Here is a 17,108-nt window from a genome sequence, read left to right as displayed (position 1 = left end):
GGATATTCCCGTGTTATCAGAAACAACACCGCAACCGCAGCCATGCGCTGCGGATATATATTATCAAATTACCCGGTATTCCGACAACTGCCGCAAGTTTTCACATGAAAACTTTTATTCTGCGCCCGCTTTACGCCTTGCGAACCGTAAGAGTAAAACCCTTTGCCGATTCAACCACCACTTTTTCGCCTTTTTCTATTGAGCCGTAAGGCGAAACTGAGTCCCACAGCTCGCCCTGCACCAGCACCGTACCGTCCGGATTCAGCGCGGTTTTCGCAATTCCCTCCGCCCCGGCAAGAGCTTCCCTGCCGGTCACCACCCTGCGCCCGAAAGCAGCCCGCACGACATAAAGCATAATGCCCGTTACAGCCAGCAGTCCGGCGACCGTGCCGAATATCACCGAGTAGGAAACATTCAATCCAAACGAAGACGCTCCGTTAAATAACATAATCATCCCCAATACCAACGAAATAATGCCTCCTGTTGTAAGCAGCCCGTAACTGGCCACCTTGATTTCCGCTATAAAACACAACAGGCCCAGAAACAATAAAGCCACACCCGCAAAATTGGCGGAAAGGGTTTTGAGCGAATAAAACGCAAGCAAAAGAGCGATTCCGCCGGCCACCCCAGGCAGGATAAGCCCCGGACTGTACAATTCAATAAGCAACCCCGCCGCGCCCAGACTCATAAGGATCATGGCTATATTGGGATCGCTTATAGCGGCAAGAATTTTTTGCCGGCGGGTCAAACGAAACTCGTCAACCACGGCGCCCGCCGTATTAAGTGTCCCGAAACCTTTCACTTCCCTGCCATGCAGTTTGGCCAGCAGATCATTCATATCATCGGCGATAAAATCAACCACCTTGAGTTTTACGGCCTCCGCGGCGGGTATCGAGTTGCTCTCCCGCACAGCCTTGACCGCCCACTCGACATTGCGGCTGCGCTTCTGGCTTATAGCCGAAATATAGGCGGACGCATCATTTAAAACCTTAGCCTCCATGGGATCTTTTGCCGGAGCATTTTCCTTCTTCTCTCCGGGTGCTGAAACCGCGCCAAGCGCGACCGGATGAGCCGCACCTATGTTGGTGCCCGGCGCCATCACGGCCACATCGGCCGCTATCGTGATAAACACCCCGGCCGACGCCGCCCTCCCGCCCTGTGGCGACACATACACCACCACCGGCACGGTCGAACCCAATTCAGCCTTGATTATATCGCGCATGGCAAGGTCAAGCCCGCCCGGAGTGTCGAGCCGTATAACAACAGCGTCATACTTTCCTTCCTCCGCTTTGGCAATCGCGCCGGCCAGATATTCCGCGCAGGCCGGATTGATAACACCCTCATATTCCGCCGCCAGAACACGCGCCCGGGACCCGGCCGAAGAAACCGGCCCGGAATTACTCCCGGCGGACCTTTTGACAATATCGTCCGCCAGCGCCTGCTGACCAATCCCCGCGGCGAATAAAAATGAAAATAATGCCACACTGTATTTTTTCATAGCTCCCCTCATACATCACTTTATCTTTTTTATATGGGCCGGCGGCCAGTAAACGAACATGCCCGTACCCTTGATGTTAGTCTGCGGAACCGGGCCCCAAAACCTGGAATCACACGACTTTTCCCGCCTGTCGCCCAGCACAAAATAACTGTCCGGCGGAACTTTGACCGGGCCGAAATAATCACGCAAAGAAACCTCATACTTATTGCCCAGCCCGCGTTTTTCCCATAGCGTCTGGTAAGCGGACGCATCCTCTTTCAATTCAGGCGGAGCGACAAGCTCTCCGCTTCTGTACCGCAACAGCCGCTCATCTTCCGGAAAGGGCGCGCCGTTAACCAGCAAAACACCCGCCCTGATCTCGACAGTGTCACCCGGCCCGGCAACCACCCGCTTGATGAATTCCTTTCCGTACTGCACGCCTCCGCACTGCACTTCAGCCGCGCTGGAAGCGGGAAAATCAAAAACCACCACGTCGCCTTTCTCCACTTTTTTAAACCGCAGATACCGCTTGTGACTGAACGGAACGCGCACCCCGTATTTGATTTTATTGACAAATAACCGGTCACCCGCGGACAAAGCCGGATACATTGATGAAGACGGCATGCTGAATGCCTGAATAAAGAAAAACATTATCCCAGACGCTATCAGGATGGAACCTGCCAGAGTTTCGGTCCATTCCGCATTTTCCGTGAAAATACGGGGGAAATATTCAACCGGATCGTCTTTATGCCGGAAAAATCCCGCACCGGCGCAACCCGCTACGATCAGTCCGGACAAAAGCAGCCTCGTATTAAAAGACAAATGCCCTATGCCGCGCCCATGCGCGAAAAACAGCACAAAAACGACCAGAAAACCAGCCAACGCCCAGAAAATACTGTTCCATAACGAAGCGCAAACCGCTTTCTGAAACGGTCTGCGTTTCAGAAAATGCCAGGTGCCGGCCGCGTACGCGGCAAACACCAGCCCTATAATCGTCAATTTCCATTCCATTGATATACCCACTAACCCTTTAGGGTTATATTTTTACCCTGTTTCAGCCAGAAACACGAACCTTCCGATCCGCATGCTTCACCCTGTCGGCTCTGCCGGTTAAGCGCACGGAAAAAAGCGGGCCGGGGAACGACGTTTCCCGCGACGCACGCGCCCTCCCCATGTACAGCGCACGGCAGCAACGGGGTTGGCGAATGGCGGACGAGGCTTTCTCTGCTGCGGCGCGGTTCAGCGCGGTGCAACCAGCGATCTAATTTTCCCGGCTGATCTTTAACATCGCGACAAACGCTTCCTGTGGCATTTCCACACGGCCCAGCTGCTTCATCTTCTTTTTCCCTTCTTTCTGCTTTTCAAGCAGCTTGCGTTTGCGGGTGATATCGCCGCCGTAACACTTGGCGATAACATCCTTGCGCAACGCGCCCAGCGTTTCGCGCGCGACAATCTTGCCGCGCACCCGCGCCTGCAGAGCTATTTCAAACTGATGCCGCGGAATAAGCTCTTTCAGTTTCAGGCAGAGCAGGCGGCCCTGGTATTCGGCCTTGTCCTTGTGGGTCATCACGGAAAGCGCGTCCACCGGCTCGCCGTGGATAAGCACTTCCATCACCACGATATCGGACGGTTTTTCGCCCGCCATTTCATAATCGAACGAGGCATAGCCTTTTGAAACGGATTTGAGCTTGTCGTAAAAATCCATCACCATCTCGCCCAGCGGCATGTCGAATTTCACGATCACGCGGCTGTTGCCCATGTGCTCCAGACTGCCGTAGATGCCGCGCTTGTCCTTCAGCAGCAGCATGATGTTCTCCATATAGGCGATCGGTGTGACTATAGTCACGGTCACATAAGGCTCAAGCACTTCCTCCACGTCGCCGTAATAGGGAAAATTGGCGGGATTGTCTATGGTAAGATAATCGTCCTTCCCGGTGCCCAGCGCGCCCTCGATATGGGTGGTTTTGGTTCTCATTTTCACCCGGTAGACGACGTTGGGACTGGTGACGATGAGCGGAATTCCGAACTCGCGTTCCAGCCGCTCCTTGACTATCTCCATATGCAAAAGCCCCATGAAACCCAGCCGGAACCCGAAGCCCAGCGCTTTGGAGTTTTCGGTGGTAAAGTGGAACGCCGAATCCGACAGGTTGAGCTTTTCTATCGCCATCTTAAGCGGCTGGTAATCCGACGAGCTGATCGGGAAAATGCTGGCAAACACCACCGGCTTGGCTTCCCGGTAGCCGGGCAGGGGGGCACGGGCGGGCCGGTCGGTGTCCATCACCGTGTCGCCCACCTTGATCATGTGGATGTCTTTCACCCCGGCGATCAGATAGCCCACTTCGCCGGCTTTAAGCTCATCGCACCTGGTCAGTCCGGGCAGCATATAGCCCACTTCCTCGACCTTGGACGAAAAACCCGACGCGTACTGCCGCACCGTCATCCCCGTCCTGAGCGAGCCGTCAATAATACGCACATAGACTATAACGCCGCGGAAACTGTCATAAAACGAATCCACAATAAGCGCGCGCAGCGGCGCCTCGACGTGCTGGCCGGGATCCGGCACATCCGCCACGATCCGTTCCAGCAGCCCGGCCACACCTTCGCCGGTTTTCGCGCTGACCCGCTCGGCCTGGATCGGTTCGCGCATCAGTTCCCAAAGCTGCTCCTCGCAGGAATCCGCGTCGCCCTGCGCCAGATCCACCTTGTTGAGCACGGGAATGATTTTCAGGCCCAGCTGCATCGCCAGATGCGCGTGCGCCACCGTCTGCGCCTCGACACCCTGCGTGCAGTCCACCAGCAGCAGCACGCCCTCGCAGGCGCGCAGGGAACGCGCCACTTCGTAGGAAAAATCCACATGGCCCGGAGTATCAATGAGATTCAGCTGGTACCGCTCGCCGTGCCTGTCGGTATAGCCCATGCGGACGGCTTTGGCCTTGATTGTGATACCGCGCTCGCGCTCAAGATCCATACCGTCCAGAATCTGCTCGCGCATTTTGCGGTGCGGAATGGTGCCTGTTTCTTCCAGCAGGCGGTCGGCGAGAGTGCTCTTGCCGTGATCTATATGTGCGACGATGGAGAAGTTACGGGTTTTCATCAAATGGTTTCGTCCAGAGCCTTGTATATGAGTTCGCGCACATCCTCGCCGCTCGCCATCAGCAGCGCCTGCTGCGCCATGCTGGAGCACTTGGCGAAACTGAGCCCGCGCACCATGTGCTTGATCTTGTAATACCGCCTGGGAGGCACCGACAGCGTGTCCACCCCCAGCCCCACCAGCAGCGCGGCGGTAACGGTGTCGGACGCCATTTCCCCGCATACGCTCACTTCCTTGCCTTTTTTGTGGGCCGACTGCACGATCAGGTGGATGATCCGGATCACCGCCGGGTTGTAGGAATCGTACATCTCGGCCACATGCTGGTTCACGCGGTCAACCGCCAGCAGGTACTGGATAAGGTCGTTCGTGCCGATCGAAACAAAATCAATCTCTGGCAGAATACCGTCAATCGTGATCGCCGCGGACGGCACTTCCACCATAATCCCCAGCTGCGGCTTGTGCATGAGCGGCTCGCCGGCCTTGATGAATTCCGCGTAAATCTCGTCAATGACGCGCCGCACATGCCGGACTTCGCTTATTGTGGTCACCATCGGAATCATGATTTTTATGTTTTTCGACTGCGCGGCGCGCAATACGGCGCGCAGCTGGAGTTTCAGCAGGTCGGAATGCTTCAAAAACAGCCTTATCCCGCGCAGGCCCATGAACGGATTGGCTTCCTTGTCCAGATCGCCTATGCCGAGCGCGGCCAGCTTGTCGCCGCCGATATCGGCGAGCCGGATGGTGACCGGCTTGCCGGCGAACGCGCCGGCCAGCAGGGTATATATCTCGAAATGCTCCTGCTCCGAAGGCGTGACCGTCCGGTTCATGTAAATGGATTCCGTGCGGATAAGCCCCACCCCGTCGGGCTTGAGCAGCACATGCGGCCTGATGTCTTCGCGCGGGTCAAGGTTAAGCATCACGCTCACTTTCCGCCCGTCGCGGGTAATCGAAGGAAGCTCGCGCACCCGCTCGAAATTCTTTTCGTCCTGTTTTTCCTTGCGCTTCAGTTTCTGGTATTTATCCAGCGCTTCCGGGCCGGGATTAATCAGCACGAGCCCGCGGTCCCCGTCAATAATGACGATATCGCCGTTCTTTATCTGACGCGTCACGTCCGACAGGCCCACCACCGCCGGAATCTCCATGCTCTGCGCCAGCAGCGCGGTATGGCTGGTCTTGCCGCCGATATCGGTGCAGAAACCCAGCACTTCGCTCTCGCGCAGATGGATGGTGTCGGACGGGTAGAGGTTGTGCGCCACCAGCACGACCGGGTCCTTTATGTCGGACAGTGATTTGCGCGTGTGCTTTACAAGGTGCCTGATGAGCCGCTTGCCCACGTCAAACAGGTCGTGGCGGCGCTCGCGGAAAAACTCGTCGTCTATCTTTTCAAAATTGCGGTTCGCCTGCTCAAGAGTCTGGCTGAGCGCGTATTCGGCGTTGATTTCCTCGCGCAGTATGCGCGCGGGCACTTCCTGCGTGATGAGCGGATCTTTTAAAATCAGCCGGTGCGCGTCAATAAGTTTGGCGTGCTGGCGGCCCAGCATGCTAAGGACTTTCTTCTCCGCCGCGTCCAGATCGCTGTTGGTCATGCGCAGCGCGTCGCGGAACCGTTTAACCTCGTCTTTAAGGTTCACCCTGGCGACGGCGCGCTTCTCCACGACCAGTTCGTCATCCTCGTGGACATACGCCCGTCCGATCGCTATTCCGGAACTCGCCGGAACCCCCTTGATAATAATCATACGCGGTTTCCTCTGTGCCGTTATTCTTCGTCAAATTTCCGTTCGAACAAACCTTTAAGCGCGCCCATGGCGTCCGCTTCGTCTTCCCCGGCCACCGTAAGCGTAAGCGCCGTGCCCGCTCCGGCGGCCAGCATCATCATGCCCATAACGCTTTTGCCGTTAACGTCAACTCCGTCTTTGGTGACCGTGATCTCGCTTTTATAGCGCGCCGCAGTCTGCACAAACAGGGCGGCCGGCCGGGCGTGCAGCCCCAGCCTGTTGAGTATAATGACATCTTCCTTTAACACGACCTCTCCTATGCTATCGAATATGCCAGGCCGGCCAGCCCGACCGCCAGCAGATACAGATAAACCGACGAATATCCTTTGCGCCTTGCCCACACCGCCGCCAGGCCCGCGCCGACCGCCAGCAGCACCGGCCGCAGCGCGCCGGCGGTAAACCCGGCCGAATAAACCGAAACGGACAGCAGCGTGTGAAAATACAGCAGCCCCGCGAGTATCGCCATCACAAACCCGGCCTGGCGCGAATACCTTATCAGCAACTGCCAGTTGAGATAATCCAGCCCGCAGGTACTGTCGCTGGCGCATTTATAACCGTATGAAATCCCGCGCCATCTGATCCAGAGCGAAAACGCATTGTAAATCACCACGCCGGCCGCCAGCCCGGCCACAAGCACTTTCCAGTGGACGGTATAATAATTTTCATCCAGCGCCCACGGCGAATCCGCCCACCGGCTGAACCCGCCCGCCCACCAGACGAGCAGAAGAATCACGAAACCTATCGCCCGCGCGGTGCCCCAGAAAAACCGGTCCCCTATAGCCGCGGTAACCGAACCGAGCGTCCTTTTAAGCACGCTTATGCGCTTGAACTCCGCCTCCTGCAGGTCCGGCGGCAGCGCGGCCGCCAGTTCCTCCATCCTTATGACAAGCCCCAGCGCAAACCCCGCCATAAACGGCTGGGTATTGAACGCCTCCATGTGCCGGCGCATGGCCGCGACCAGCCGCTCCCCGGAATAAATGCGCGCCAGCGCAGGGCGCATCGCGAACGCAAAACCGAGATTCTGCATCCCCTCGAAATTCCAGCCGCCCTGGAGCAGCAGCATCCGCATGAAAGTTCTGGCCTGGATCAGCTTATCCATTTTTACCCTTCCGGCAGCGCAGGCTCTCCGCGAGCACAACCATCCCTATCCACGGCACTACCGAAAACCCCAGTTCCAGCGCCCTGCTTAACTGAGCCGGCGCGTGCCGCATGACAGCCGCAGCCGCCGGGCCCGCCGCAAGGCAAAACAGCAGCGTAAACGCAAACCCGAGCGCATACTGGCTCAGCAGGGACCGCACTATCCACAGATCAATCACACTGCAGTCGCGCGCGGTCTGCTCGGCAATGAGCCTGTTCCAGCCGGACCGGAGCCTGCGCATCCACTCCTCCAGCCCGCCAAACAGCGCGCCTGCCAGCAGCCCTGCAAGAAACGCGGCCGGAAGCGGCACTCCGAACATGTCAGCCGCGGCTATGGCCGCGGCCGCGGAAATCACCCCGCTGGGCGGGATTGTCGCGCCGACCGGCACATACCCCGCGTACAGCAGCTCAAACCACAGCCCCAGAATCACACCCGCCGCCATGTTATGGGCAACCAGCCCCAGGATCGGGCCCGCTATGACCGGCCGCGATACCATAAACTGGCCCGCATACACGGTATCGAGCTCCATCAGCGCGGTTAACAGCGAAAATAACAGCAATTCTTCAGACATCGGCTTTTAAACTGAACCGCAACTCCCCGCCCGCAGGCAATTCAATACGGTGAAGAAACAGCGCCACGCTGCCCTGATAAGTCATTTCAAACCCGCCCTCCGACCGGGAAACCGTTTCCAGCGGAAATCCCCATACCGTGCAGGCTTTGTCTGAAACCAGCTTGAGATTGCCGTACCACGGATCCACCAGATCAAGCTCCCTGACGCCGTTTTTCTCGAATATGCCGCATACTGTCGGGCTGGAAAAAAGGAACGCCGTCTCCACTCCGAACCAGAACTTCTCCGCGCGCGCGGAATTGTTGCGCACCGTGTATTCGGCTTTCCAGCCGCCGCCCGCCATCTGCACGGCTTTCTGCACGGTTACCGGCACGCGCCGGTCTTCGCACCACACATTGCCGTTACGCCTGAGCGTGAGCGTCGAGGACAGGTCATGACACCGGCATTCCTGCTCTTTATAAGGTTCCAGCACAAAATCGCCCTGCTCACCATATTGCACCCGCATGAAATCGTTAAGGCTCGTGCCGGGCCGCAGGAAATGGTCGAGCAGGCAGTTGCGGCCATGCCAGTCATATACAATGCGCTTGTCGAGCCCAGCTTCCCGCGCGATCTGCCGGTTGGGCAGAAGCGAGCCGCTTCCGTCGTCCACCAGCGCGTTCGCCACGTCGCGGTGATAGGCTTCGCGATAGCGGGTGATATTATTTATGAAATTGATGCCCCGTTTTTTTATATCCCACTCAAACAGCTGGCCGCCGCGCGACGGATTGAAATACCAGCTGCCCTCCGGCCCCTCGATAAGAATTTCCGGCCGGAAATCCCCGTCAAAATCAATTCGCGTTTCGCAAAACACGGGCTTGCGGCCGGACAGACGGTTCTGCTCGTCCACCAGCTTCTCCGCCGCGATCATGTTGCTGTAATTGGCGGCGCGCAGATGCGGCAGGTACAGCCCGCCAAACACCCCGTGCCAGTAGCCGCAGTTGCACTGCGCCTGCCACAGAAAATCCATCGCCCGGACTTTAAGCTCGCCTTCCGGCATTTTATGCACTTTCCCGCTCACCAGCAGCATTTTGCGGTACATGCGGTTGACTTCCGGGTATTTCGCTATGAAATCCCGGAACTGCCCGCCTCTCAGAAACGGCAGCAGTTCATCGGACGCCGTTTCGGCCAGTTCCTTGAGCTGTGCCGCAGCGCCGGGCCGCAGCGCCCAGCCGGTGAATTCGAAATAGGAGGAAACCGGCAGGGAACACAACCCTTTCGAAACGGTTTTTTCAAACGCGTCCGAAAAAAGCGAAGTCTTCAGCCATTGCGAATTCTCGCACAGCAGCGAAAAAAACCGCTCCAGCCAGCGCTGACCGTAAACCGAATCGAAGGTCTTTGGCCAGAGCCCGAATTTTTCACCGTCGTCAGCCATCACGAACAGCGCGTCACCGGACCCCTTGAACTGCTCGAGATATGCAATCGTTTCCCGCGGCTCCCTGAACGGGATAAGGTACCGCAGGGTCTTGCTGATCGGAAATACCGCGGTCTGAAACCCCTCGTATTCCGCCGTATAATAACCGGTCAGGTCGCTTTCGCGCAGTCCGCCGTAAAAGAAATGCAGATCGTCCAGCACGGTGTACTGTATCCCGGCGTTATTCAAATCCCTGGCAAGACCCGGCTCCCAGATCCGCTCGGCAAGCCAAATGCCGCGCGGTCTGGCTCCGAACGTGCGTTCGATCCAGCGGTTCATTTTCGCAATCTGGCCGAGCCGGTCCTCCGGAGGCAGAACCGCCAGAGGCGGTTCGTAATAGCCGCCGGACAGAATTTCCACCTGACCCGCCTTCACCATCCCGGCAATCAGCGCCAGAAAATCGGGATGCTTCAGCTCCAGCCAGTCATACAGAATCCCGCTGAAATGGAAATTCACCTTCACGGACGGGAACTTCGCCAGCGCATCGAAAAAAGGCCTGTACGCCTTGCGGTATGCCTCGTCCATCACATGCTCGAAATTGCCGACCGGCTGATGATTGTGAATACAGAGTAAAAGCCTTGTCATGACGCTCCCTTGTCCGCCCGTTTAAACCATGCAGCCGCGGCACCATTTACCGCCGCCTGTCCGCTCCGGCACTCGCCGCCGCTGCCGCCTGCGCGCTAGTGAAGCATGGCAACGATATCGGTTTCCGAATCGGAAGGCACGCCGCGTCCTTCCAGCCTGATGCCCGCCGCCGCGATCGCCTTGAGGCTTTCTATATCCCGTCCGTCAAGGAAAATCGCCCTGCCGATCTGGCTTTTGCCGACCGAATAATGCATTCCGCCCACGTTGACGGCCGCCGGCCGGAACCCGTCGCCGATAAGTTCCACCACTTCCGCCGGGCCGGGCGCCAGCACCAGAATGCGCTCGGGCCGGGCGCCGGATTGCGCCAGATATTTCGCGCCGGCGGCCGGTTCGAAAATCTCCAGGCCGATTTCATCCGGCAGCGACAGCCGCATCAGCGTCCTGCTCATCTCGTCCTGCGCGGCAGCCGCGCTGATAACCACCACTTCGTTCGCATCCAGAAAAGGAATCCAGCCTTCCACCACCTGCCCGTGGATAAGCCTGTCGTCAATCCGCGTAAACACTACGGCCATGTCACTTCACCCCTTTTACGGCATGCGTCTTTGCCAGCAGGGCAGTCACGTCGCAAATCGCTTTCGCGCCGTCGGCGATGATTTTAGCCACCAGCTCGTCAAACGGCAGCTTGCTCCGGTAACTGAACGCCGCCAGCAGCATATTGAGATTGACCCCGCTGATAACAACGGTGTTTTTCCTGTGCTGCGCCCGCGGCACGGCTATGTTGGTCGGCGTGCCGCCGAAAATATCGGTGAAAACCACGGTGCCTTCACGGCCTTCACAGTCAAACCGGTCAAGCGCTTCCGACAGCTTGTGCGCGGCCGCCTCGACCGGCGTGCGCGGGCTGACCGGAACCAGCGCGACACCCTCGCCCTGCTCCCCCAGAATCATCTCGGCCGCCTCCACGAGATACGCGCCGAAATCCCCGTGCGTGACCACGATAATGTTCGTCATTTTTTTATATCCCGGTGAAACTCCACCACATTATGCCCGCTTTCCTTAAGCGCGACCGCCAGCCGGTGCGCGGTCAGCACGCTGCGGTGCTTGCCGCCGGTGCAGCCGATGGCGATGGTAAGATAGGATTTGCCCTCTTTCATGTAAAGCGGCACGAGCTGGCGGATTATCCTGATATAGGCGCGCATGAAAACCGCCGCGCTCTTGTCCCTGAGTATATAATCGGCGATCGGCTTGTCCAGCCCCGTTTTATGGCGCAGGCGCGGCACGTAATACGGGTTTGGCATGAACCGCACGTCCATCACTATATCTGCGTCGAGCGGCAGGCCGTATTTGAACCCGAACGACAGCAGCGTCAGCTTCATCTCGCCCGAAGTTTTCAATTCGAGCACGCTGCTTATCTTTTCCTTCAGCTCGCCGAGCGTGAGCGGGCCGGTGTCAATAACCTTGTCCGCCAGCTCCTTAAGCTCCAGCATAAGCCTGCGCTCGCGCTTTATGGACTCGGTGATATTCTCTCCGAGCGGATGCCGGTGCCGTGTTTCGGAGAATCTGGTCACCAGCACCGAATCCGACGCTTCCAGAAACAGCACCTTCAGGCTGTATCCCTCATCGCGCAGGGCTTTCACCACCAGCGGGATATTGCGCGTTTTCCGGCCCTCGCGGATATCAAGACCGAGCGCGATATCGCCGAATTTTTCGTCGCTTGCCGTAAGCCGCAGGAAACTCCTCAGCAAATCCACGGGCAGATTGTCCACGCAGTAAAACCCCAGGTCCTCAAAGCACTTGAGCGCCTGGCTCCGGCCCGCGCCGGACAGCCCGGAGATGATGAAAATGGATTTTTTAATAATCGGTAGTTTCTTTGCCGCCATTAGCCTTTCTCGCCGCCGTCATGTTGCGTATCAGTTTCCGGTTAAATTCCTTAGCCGCGAAAACTCCCTGCCCCTTGAGCCTCTGATTCAGCGCCGCCACTTCTATCAGCACGGCCAGATTGCGGCCCGGCGTCACCGGAATGGAGATGGACGGAATCGGCACTCCCAGTATGAACGAGGAACTCTGCTCCAGGCCGGTGCGGTCGCAGAAAGTCTGCTTGTCGGCCGGCAGCAGGCGCACCTCCATCTCCACCCTGGACCCGTCCATAATCGAACCCACGCCGAACAGCAGCTCAATGTCAATTATGCCCAGCCCGCGCACTTCCATGTAATGCTTGAGCATGGCCGGGCAGCTGCCGTAAAGCGTTTCGCCGCGCCGGCGTTCCAGTTCCACAATATCGTCCGCCACCAGCCGGTGCCCGCGCTTGACCAGCTCAAGCGCGCATTCGCTCTTGCCTATGCCCGCACCGCCCTGTATCAGCACGCCCAGCCCGTAAACGTTTACCAGCACCCCGTGCAGCCGGGTTTCCGGGGCGAGCCGGTCTTCCAGATAGGTGTTGAGCTTTTTTATGAAAGACGCGCTTTCCAGCCGCGTGCGCAGGAGCGGAATTTTATGCGCCTGACATACCGCTTTAAAAACCGAAAGCGCGCTCAGCCCGCTGGTTATGATAACGCACGGCGTTTCCGAATTGCGGAACATTTTTTCCAGGTTCTTGCGGATTACTTCGGCCTCGCTGCTTAAGCAAAAAGCGTGCTCGCCCCGTCCGATAATCTGGATCCGTTCGGCGCGATAGTTCTCCAGGTGTCCGCTCAGAGCCAGGCCGGGCCTGTTAACCTCGCTTACCATAACCGGCCGCTTAAGATATTCCTTCCCGGTTACAATACTCAGTTTCAGCGCCCGGCCTTTGTTCTCCAGAAGATCCCTGGTTTCGATACTTTTGCCCGTAAGAGGCTTTTCTTCAGGCAACATCAACTTTTCGTTTCACCGGCTGCATAATGCCGTAAGTATTGTCCTGCCGCTTGAAAACCAGATTGATCTGCTTGGTTTTGGAATCCAGAAACAGCCAGAAATCATAGCCGAGCCGTTCCATTTCGAAAGCCGCTTCTTCGGCCGACATGGGCTGCACCGGCACCTGTTTAATGACCGAAAACCTGACATCCGACACCGGCATTTCAGTTTCAGGCAGCGCGAAAACCATGCTTTCCTGGTCGCGATGGTCTTTTATGCGCTCTTTGTATTTTTTTATCTGCACTTCCATCTTGCCGGCCGCGCCTTCGACAACACCGTAAATATCGTCGCCGGACGCGCTGGACTTGAATGTCTGACGCGCCGCATGGATGACTATTTCAGCCTTGCAGGTTTTCTTTTCTCCGGTCAGGCTCACCTGCGCCCACACTATATGGTCGAAATAGTGCTGCACTTTTTCCACACGCGCCTGAATTGATTCCTTCAGCGTCTTGGTGAGTTTGATATGGCGTGCTACTATATGGACAGTCATTGCTGTGCCTCCGTGGTGCATCATGGTACATCATGGTTTGCGGCGTCATAGATCCGGTGCATGAACACCCGCACTATGTATTTAACCATACAATGTACTCACTGTCAATAAAAACGTCTTTTCAGATCATTTTTGACCGGAAAATGCCTTAAATCAAATATAGCGGGCGTTTCACTCCAGCCTTAGGGGTAACAGCGGTTTTTCTAAAAAACCCGTTAAAACCCAAAAATGAACGGTTAAACGTGTATCATCAGTTGACGCGGATTTTCAGAATTTGTAATATTGGAGTAATCGGTTGTGCGGGGAAAAAACCATACCTTGCGCTTTTTTTGCGGTGTTTGACGGTTTTTCCGGCCGGCGCTGGAAATTTATCTTGCGTTTTAAACCGAAATTATTTTCAGACGGCAAAAATGCCTCCGAAAAGTTATTAACACCTGTGGATAAACTGTGGATAACCTTGATTTGAAAACACTTTGGCCGGCCATTATGGCGGAACTGGAAAAAGAACTCGGCGCGGATGTCTGCGAAATGTGGCTTTCGCCCGTCAAACCGCTTATTTTCGAAAACGGTATTCTCACTCTTGAAATACCTGACCAGCTCTGGTTCCAGACAATACGCACCCGCTACGAAGCGAAGATAGCCGGGCTGCTCTGCTCTATGTCGGGTTTGCCGGCCTGCCGGATAGAGTATACTATCCCTTTAAGGACGGAACGGGCGGAACCGTCGGAAGAAGATTTTCCGGCAGCGCCCGTTTCAGGCGCGGCAATGCAGGATTCCGATAAACCGCGCCCGCGCATTTTTTCCAACCGGCTCAACCAGAATTACACTTTTGATAAATTCATAGAGGGCACTTCCAACAGGTTCGCGCACAAGGCGGCCCAGGCGGTGGTGAAAAAGCTGGGCGACCGCACTAACAATCCGCTTGTAATTTACAGCACTCCCGGGCTGGGAAAAACCCATTTGCTGCACGCCATAGGCAATGAACTGATCAAAACCTCCGCCAATAAAAAAGTGCTGTATATATCGGGCGAAGGGTTTGTGAGCGAATATATAGAATCCATACAGAAAAAAACTCCGAACGCTTTCCGTAACAAATACCGCGGGCTGGACTGTTTTCTGGTTGACGATATCCAGTTTGTAGCCGGCAAAGACGCCAGCGAGCGTGAATTTTTTAACACTTTCAACGCGCTTTACGAGTCAAAAAAACAGATAGTGCTTACTTCAGACAAAACACCCACGGAACTGGGGCTTGAGGAACGGCTGAGCTCGCGCCTGTTGTCGGGCATAGTGGCGGAAATAAAAGTGCCGGACCTTGAAACCCGCATAGCGATCCTGCGCGCCAAGCGCGAACAGGAAAACTTCAATATTCCCGACGATGTGCTGCTTTTCATAGCCGAACGCATCAAAAGCAGCATCCGGGAACTGGAAGGCTGCCTTTACCGGCTGTCCAGCTATTGTTCCATTCATGAAATAGTGCCTACAAAAGACGTGGCGAAAGAACTGCTGTCCGATATAATCTCCCCGGAAGACGAATTTATATCCATCAACATAAATTCCATCAAACGGGTGGTTGGAAAGCATTATAATGTGGACATAAAGGATTTCAAGGCAAAGAAAAAATCACACGCGGTAGCCTGGCCACGGCAGATAGCCATGTATCTGGCCAACGAGCTTACCGATATGTCTTTAAACGACATAGGCATTGAATTCGAGCGTGATCACGCCACGGTGGTCCATGCGCGCGACAAAGTAAAAAAAGAACTGGATGAAAGCCCGTTTTTTTCTGCGGAAATGAACCAGATAATAAACGAAATAAAGAGTGTTGATAAACAGTAGACAGCCATGCTTATAACTTCTGAAACCCGTGATTTCGGGCGACCGGCGTTGATAGTGTGGATACAGTGTTAACAAAAAACGGGTTAAAACTGATAACTTTGCTCTGCGGCTGTCAACATTATCCACACTGCCAACAGACATTAATAAAGAGGACTAATAATGAGAATAAACAGTACTAAAGAAAACCTGCTTGAAGGAATCCAGATCATACAGGCTTCCGGCGCCGCCAGAACCACTTTGCCGATACTTCACAATTTTCTCATGGAAACGGATGAAGGCAAGATAAAACTGGTCCGCACGGATCTGGAAATGGCGACCACTCATTATATAAACGCGGAAGTGGTGGAGCCGGGCTCCATAACAATACCGGCCAAGGAGTTTTCCGATATTCTTCACACTTTGTCAGGCGACACGGAAATAACGGTCTATACCGATGAAACAAAAGTGCATATAGAATGCGGAAAATCGAAATTCTGGGTTATGGGTACCTTGAAAGAGGAATATCCTCTGGTGCCCGAAATGGAAAACTCCAATATGGTGCAGATGCCGGCCGAAACAGTGCGGCAGATGATACAGAAAACCATTTTTGCGGCTTCCAATCAGGAAACCCGGTATGTGCTTAACGGGCTGCTCTGGGTGGTCGGGCCGGACGGTTTTGAAATGGTGGCGACTGACGGACGGCGGCTTGCCATATCCTTGAACAAGGATATAAAAGCCGGCAAAGAACTTAAAATAATAGTGCCCACTAAAATTCTGAACGAAATAGTGAGGTTTCTGGGCATTAACGAGCCGGAAAAAGACGAAAAAATTGAAGTGGGCATTTCTGAAAACCAGATAGGTTTCAGGATGCGCAACACCACCTACATTTCGCGCCTGATTGAAGGCAATTTTCCAAACTACAAACAGGTCATACCGGCCAGCACCGATAAAAAAATGGTGGTTTCGGTCAAAGAGCTTATGGCGGTCACGAAAAGGGCGGCGTTATGCGCGGCGGACAGGGGCGGTTCGGTGCGCTATGAAATAAGACCGGGCTCGGTGCTGGTAAAAGCATCTTCGCAGAAAATGGAATTTTCCGACGAAATCACCGCGGAATTTGACGGCGGCGAATTCATTACCTCGTTTAATCCGCAGTATGTCACGGACGTGCTTAAAAATACCAAGGCCGACAAAATCGAGTTCGGCATGACCAATTCGATCAATCCCGCTTTGCTTATTCCTGAAGGCGAGGAAGACAGCCGTTACGTAATCATGCCTGTCCGGGTATAAAAAACATGCAGCGCAAGCTTTACGCCAAAAAAAGAAAAAACTGGTCCAGCGCGGCCGATATAAAAACCGGGTTCAACGGTCTGTCGCGCAGTCTGGACCGGCTGATGATACTTAACACCGTATGGACGCGCGAAGCCGGGCGGATGTCGGGCCACTGGGACATTGACGGCGTGCAGGACGGCACCATTTATGTTAAAGCCAGATCGGCGGCGGCCGCGCAGGAACTGTCAATGCGGTCGGCCCTGATGGTTAAAAATCTGAATAAATATTTTGACAGCCCCTGGATAAGGGCCATAAAGAAAGTTTGATCAAGGAGCGGTTCTAAAGATGACAACCGACAATAAAGAGGAACTTCGCAAAAACTACGATTCTTCCAAGATTCAGGTGCTGGAAGGTCTGGAAGCGGTAAGAAAACGGCCCGCAATGTATATCGGCTCCACGGGTTCTATGGGTTTTCACCATCTGGTGTATGAGGTGGTGGATAACTCGGTGGACGAAATTCTGGCGGGCGGCGCGACAACCATAGAGGTAATCATCAAGGACGAC

General features: G+C 55.4%; 17 protein-coding genes. 4 read left to right on the top strand and 13 right to left on the bottom strand.

Features of this window, described 5'->3' with window-relative positions; all coding sequences use genetic code 11:
* Nucleotides 1–130: 130 nt before the first annotated feature.
* From PHW69_03475 to raiA, 13 genes are all read right to left on the bottom strand, one after another.
* Nucleotides 131–1,498, bottom strand: coding sequence for a nodulation protein NfeD (locus tag PHW69_03475; GenBank protein ID MDD4004247.1), 1,368 nt, complete (start codon nt 1,496–1,498; stop codon nt 131–133).
* Between the two features lie 15 nt (nt 1,499–1,513).
* Nucleotides 1,514–2,488: a signal peptidase I gene (gene lepB / locus PHW69_03470; protein ID MDD4004246.1), complete on the bottom strand. Its 975-nt coding sequence runs from the start codon at nt 2,486–2,488 to the stop codon at nt 1,514–1,516.
* A 250-nt stretch (nt 2,489–2,738) separates the two neighbouring features.
* Nucleotides 2,739–4,571 (bottom strand): translation elongation factor 4, encoded by a 1,833-nt coding sequence (gene lepA, locus PHW69_03465; GenBank protein ID MDD4004245.1) that lies wholly within the window; start codon nt 4,569–4,571, stop codon nt 2,739–2,741.
* The gene (gene ptsP / locus PHW69_03460) at nt 4,571–6,304 is read right to left on the bottom strand and encodes a phosphoenolpyruvate--protein phosphotransferase (protein ID MDD4004244.1); all 1,734 of its coding nucleotides are present in this window, start codon (nt 6,302–6,304) and stop codon (nt 4,571–4,573) included. The genes lepA and ptsP overlap by 1 nt, the downstream gene beginning before the upstream one ends.
* A gap of 20 nt (nt 6,305–6,324) precedes the next feature.
* Nucleotides 6,325–6,591, bottom strand: coding sequence for an HPr family phosphocarrier protein (locus PHW69_03455; GenBank protein ID MDD4004243.1), 267 nt, complete (start codon nt 6,589–6,591; stop codon nt 6,325–6,327).
* An 8-nt stretch (nt 6,592–6,599) separates the two neighbouring features.
* Nucleotides 6,600–7,442: a PTS system mannose/fructose/sorbose family transporter subunit IID gene (locus PHW69_03450; protein ID MDD4004242.1), complete on the bottom strand. Its 843-nt coding sequence runs from the start codon at nt 7,440–7,442 to the stop codon at nt 6,600–6,602.
* Nucleotides 7,435–8,052, bottom strand: coding sequence for a PTS sugar transporter subunit IIC (locus tag PHW69_03445; protein ID MDD4004241.1), 618 nt, complete (start codon nt 8,050–8,052; stop codon nt 7,435–7,437). Before PHW69_03445 ends, PHW69_03450 begins: the two co-directional genes overlap by 8 nt.
* Nucleotides 8,045–10,084: a DUF1926 domain-containing protein gene (locus tag PHW69_03440; GenBank protein ID MDD4004240.1), complete on the bottom strand. Its 2,040-nt coding sequence runs from the start codon at nt 10,082–10,084 to the stop codon at nt 8,045–8,047. The genes PHW69_03445 and PHW69_03440 overlap by 8 nt, the downstream gene beginning before the upstream one ends.
* Before the next feature lie 95 nt (nt 10,085–10,179).
* The gene (locus PHW69_03435) at nt 10,180–10,656 is read right to left on the bottom strand and encodes a PTS sugar transporter subunit IIB (protein MDD4004239.1); all 477 of its coding nucleotides are present in this window, start codon (nt 10,654–10,656) and stop codon (nt 10,180–10,182) included.
* Between the two features lies 1 nt (nt 10,657).
* Nucleotides 10,658–11,092 (bottom strand): hypothetical protein, encoded by a 435-nt coding sequence (locus PHW69_03430; protein MDD4004238.1) that lies wholly within the window; start codon nt 11,090–11,092, stop codon nt 10,658–10,660.
* Nucleotides 11,089–11,961 (bottom strand): RNase adapter RapZ, encoded by an 873-nt coding sequence (rapZ, locus tag PHW69_03425; protein ID MDD4004237.1) that lies wholly within the window; start codon nt 11,959–11,961, stop codon nt 11,089–11,091. Before rapZ ends, PHW69_03430 begins: the two co-directional genes overlap by 4 nt.
* Nucleotides 11,933–12,931 carry an HPr(Ser) kinase/phosphatase gene (hprK, locus tag PHW69_03420; protein ID MDD4004236.1) on the bottom strand — a complete coding sequence of 333 codons (999 nt, stop codon included), beginning with the start codon at nt 12,929–12,931 and terminating at the stop codon, nt 11,933–11,935. Before hprK ends, rapZ begins: the two co-directional genes overlap by 29 nt.
* A complete protein-coding gene (raiA, locus tag PHW69_03415) occupies nt 12,921–13,460 on the bottom strand; it encodes a ribosome-associated translation inhibitor RaiA (protein ID MDD4004235.1) in 540 nt (179 codons plus the stop codon). The genes hprK and raiA overlap by 11 nt, the downstream gene beginning before the upstream one ends.
* A 462-nt stretch (nt 13,461–13,922) precedes the next feature.
* Between raiA and dnaA the strand changes: the two genes are divergently transcribed.
* The 4 genes from dnaA to PHW69_03395 all read left to right on the top strand — a co-directional run.
* Nucleotides 13,923–15,296, top strand: coding sequence for a chromosomal replication initiator protein DnaA (dnaA, locus tag PHW69_03410; GenBank protein ID MDD4004234.1), 1,374 nt, complete (start codon nt 13,923–13,925; stop codon nt 15,294–15,296).
* A 159-nt stretch (nt 15,297–15,455) separates the two neighbouring features.
* Nucleotides 15,456–16,562: a DNA polymerase III subunit beta gene (gene dnaN / locus PHW69_03405; GenBank protein MDD4004233.1), complete on the top strand. Its 1,107-nt coding sequence runs from the start codon at nt 15,456–15,458 to the stop codon at nt 16,560–16,562.
* A 5-nt stretch (nt 16,563–16,567) separates the two neighbouring features.
* Complete coding sequence (locus PHW69_03400; GenBank protein MDD4004232.1) at nt 16,568–16,870, top strand: DciA family protein; 303 nt, start codon at nt 16,568–16,570, stop codon at nt 16,868–16,870.
* 19 nt (nt 16,871–16,889) lie between these two features.
* Nucleotides 16,890–17,108: DNA topoisomerase IV subunit B (locus tag PHW69_03395; GenBank protein ID MDD4004231.1), on the top strand; the 219-nt coding region annotated here is incomplete at its 3' end.

This window comes from Elusimicrobiaceae bacterium, from assembly GCA_028700325.1.
In the GTDB taxonomy this organism is placed as follows: Bacteria; Elusimicrobiota; Elusimicrobia; order Elusimicrobiales; family Elusimicrobiaceae; genus JAQVSV01.
Note: the sequence above shows the minus strand (reverse complement) of the source record. Positions and strands in the feature narration are given on the sequence as shown.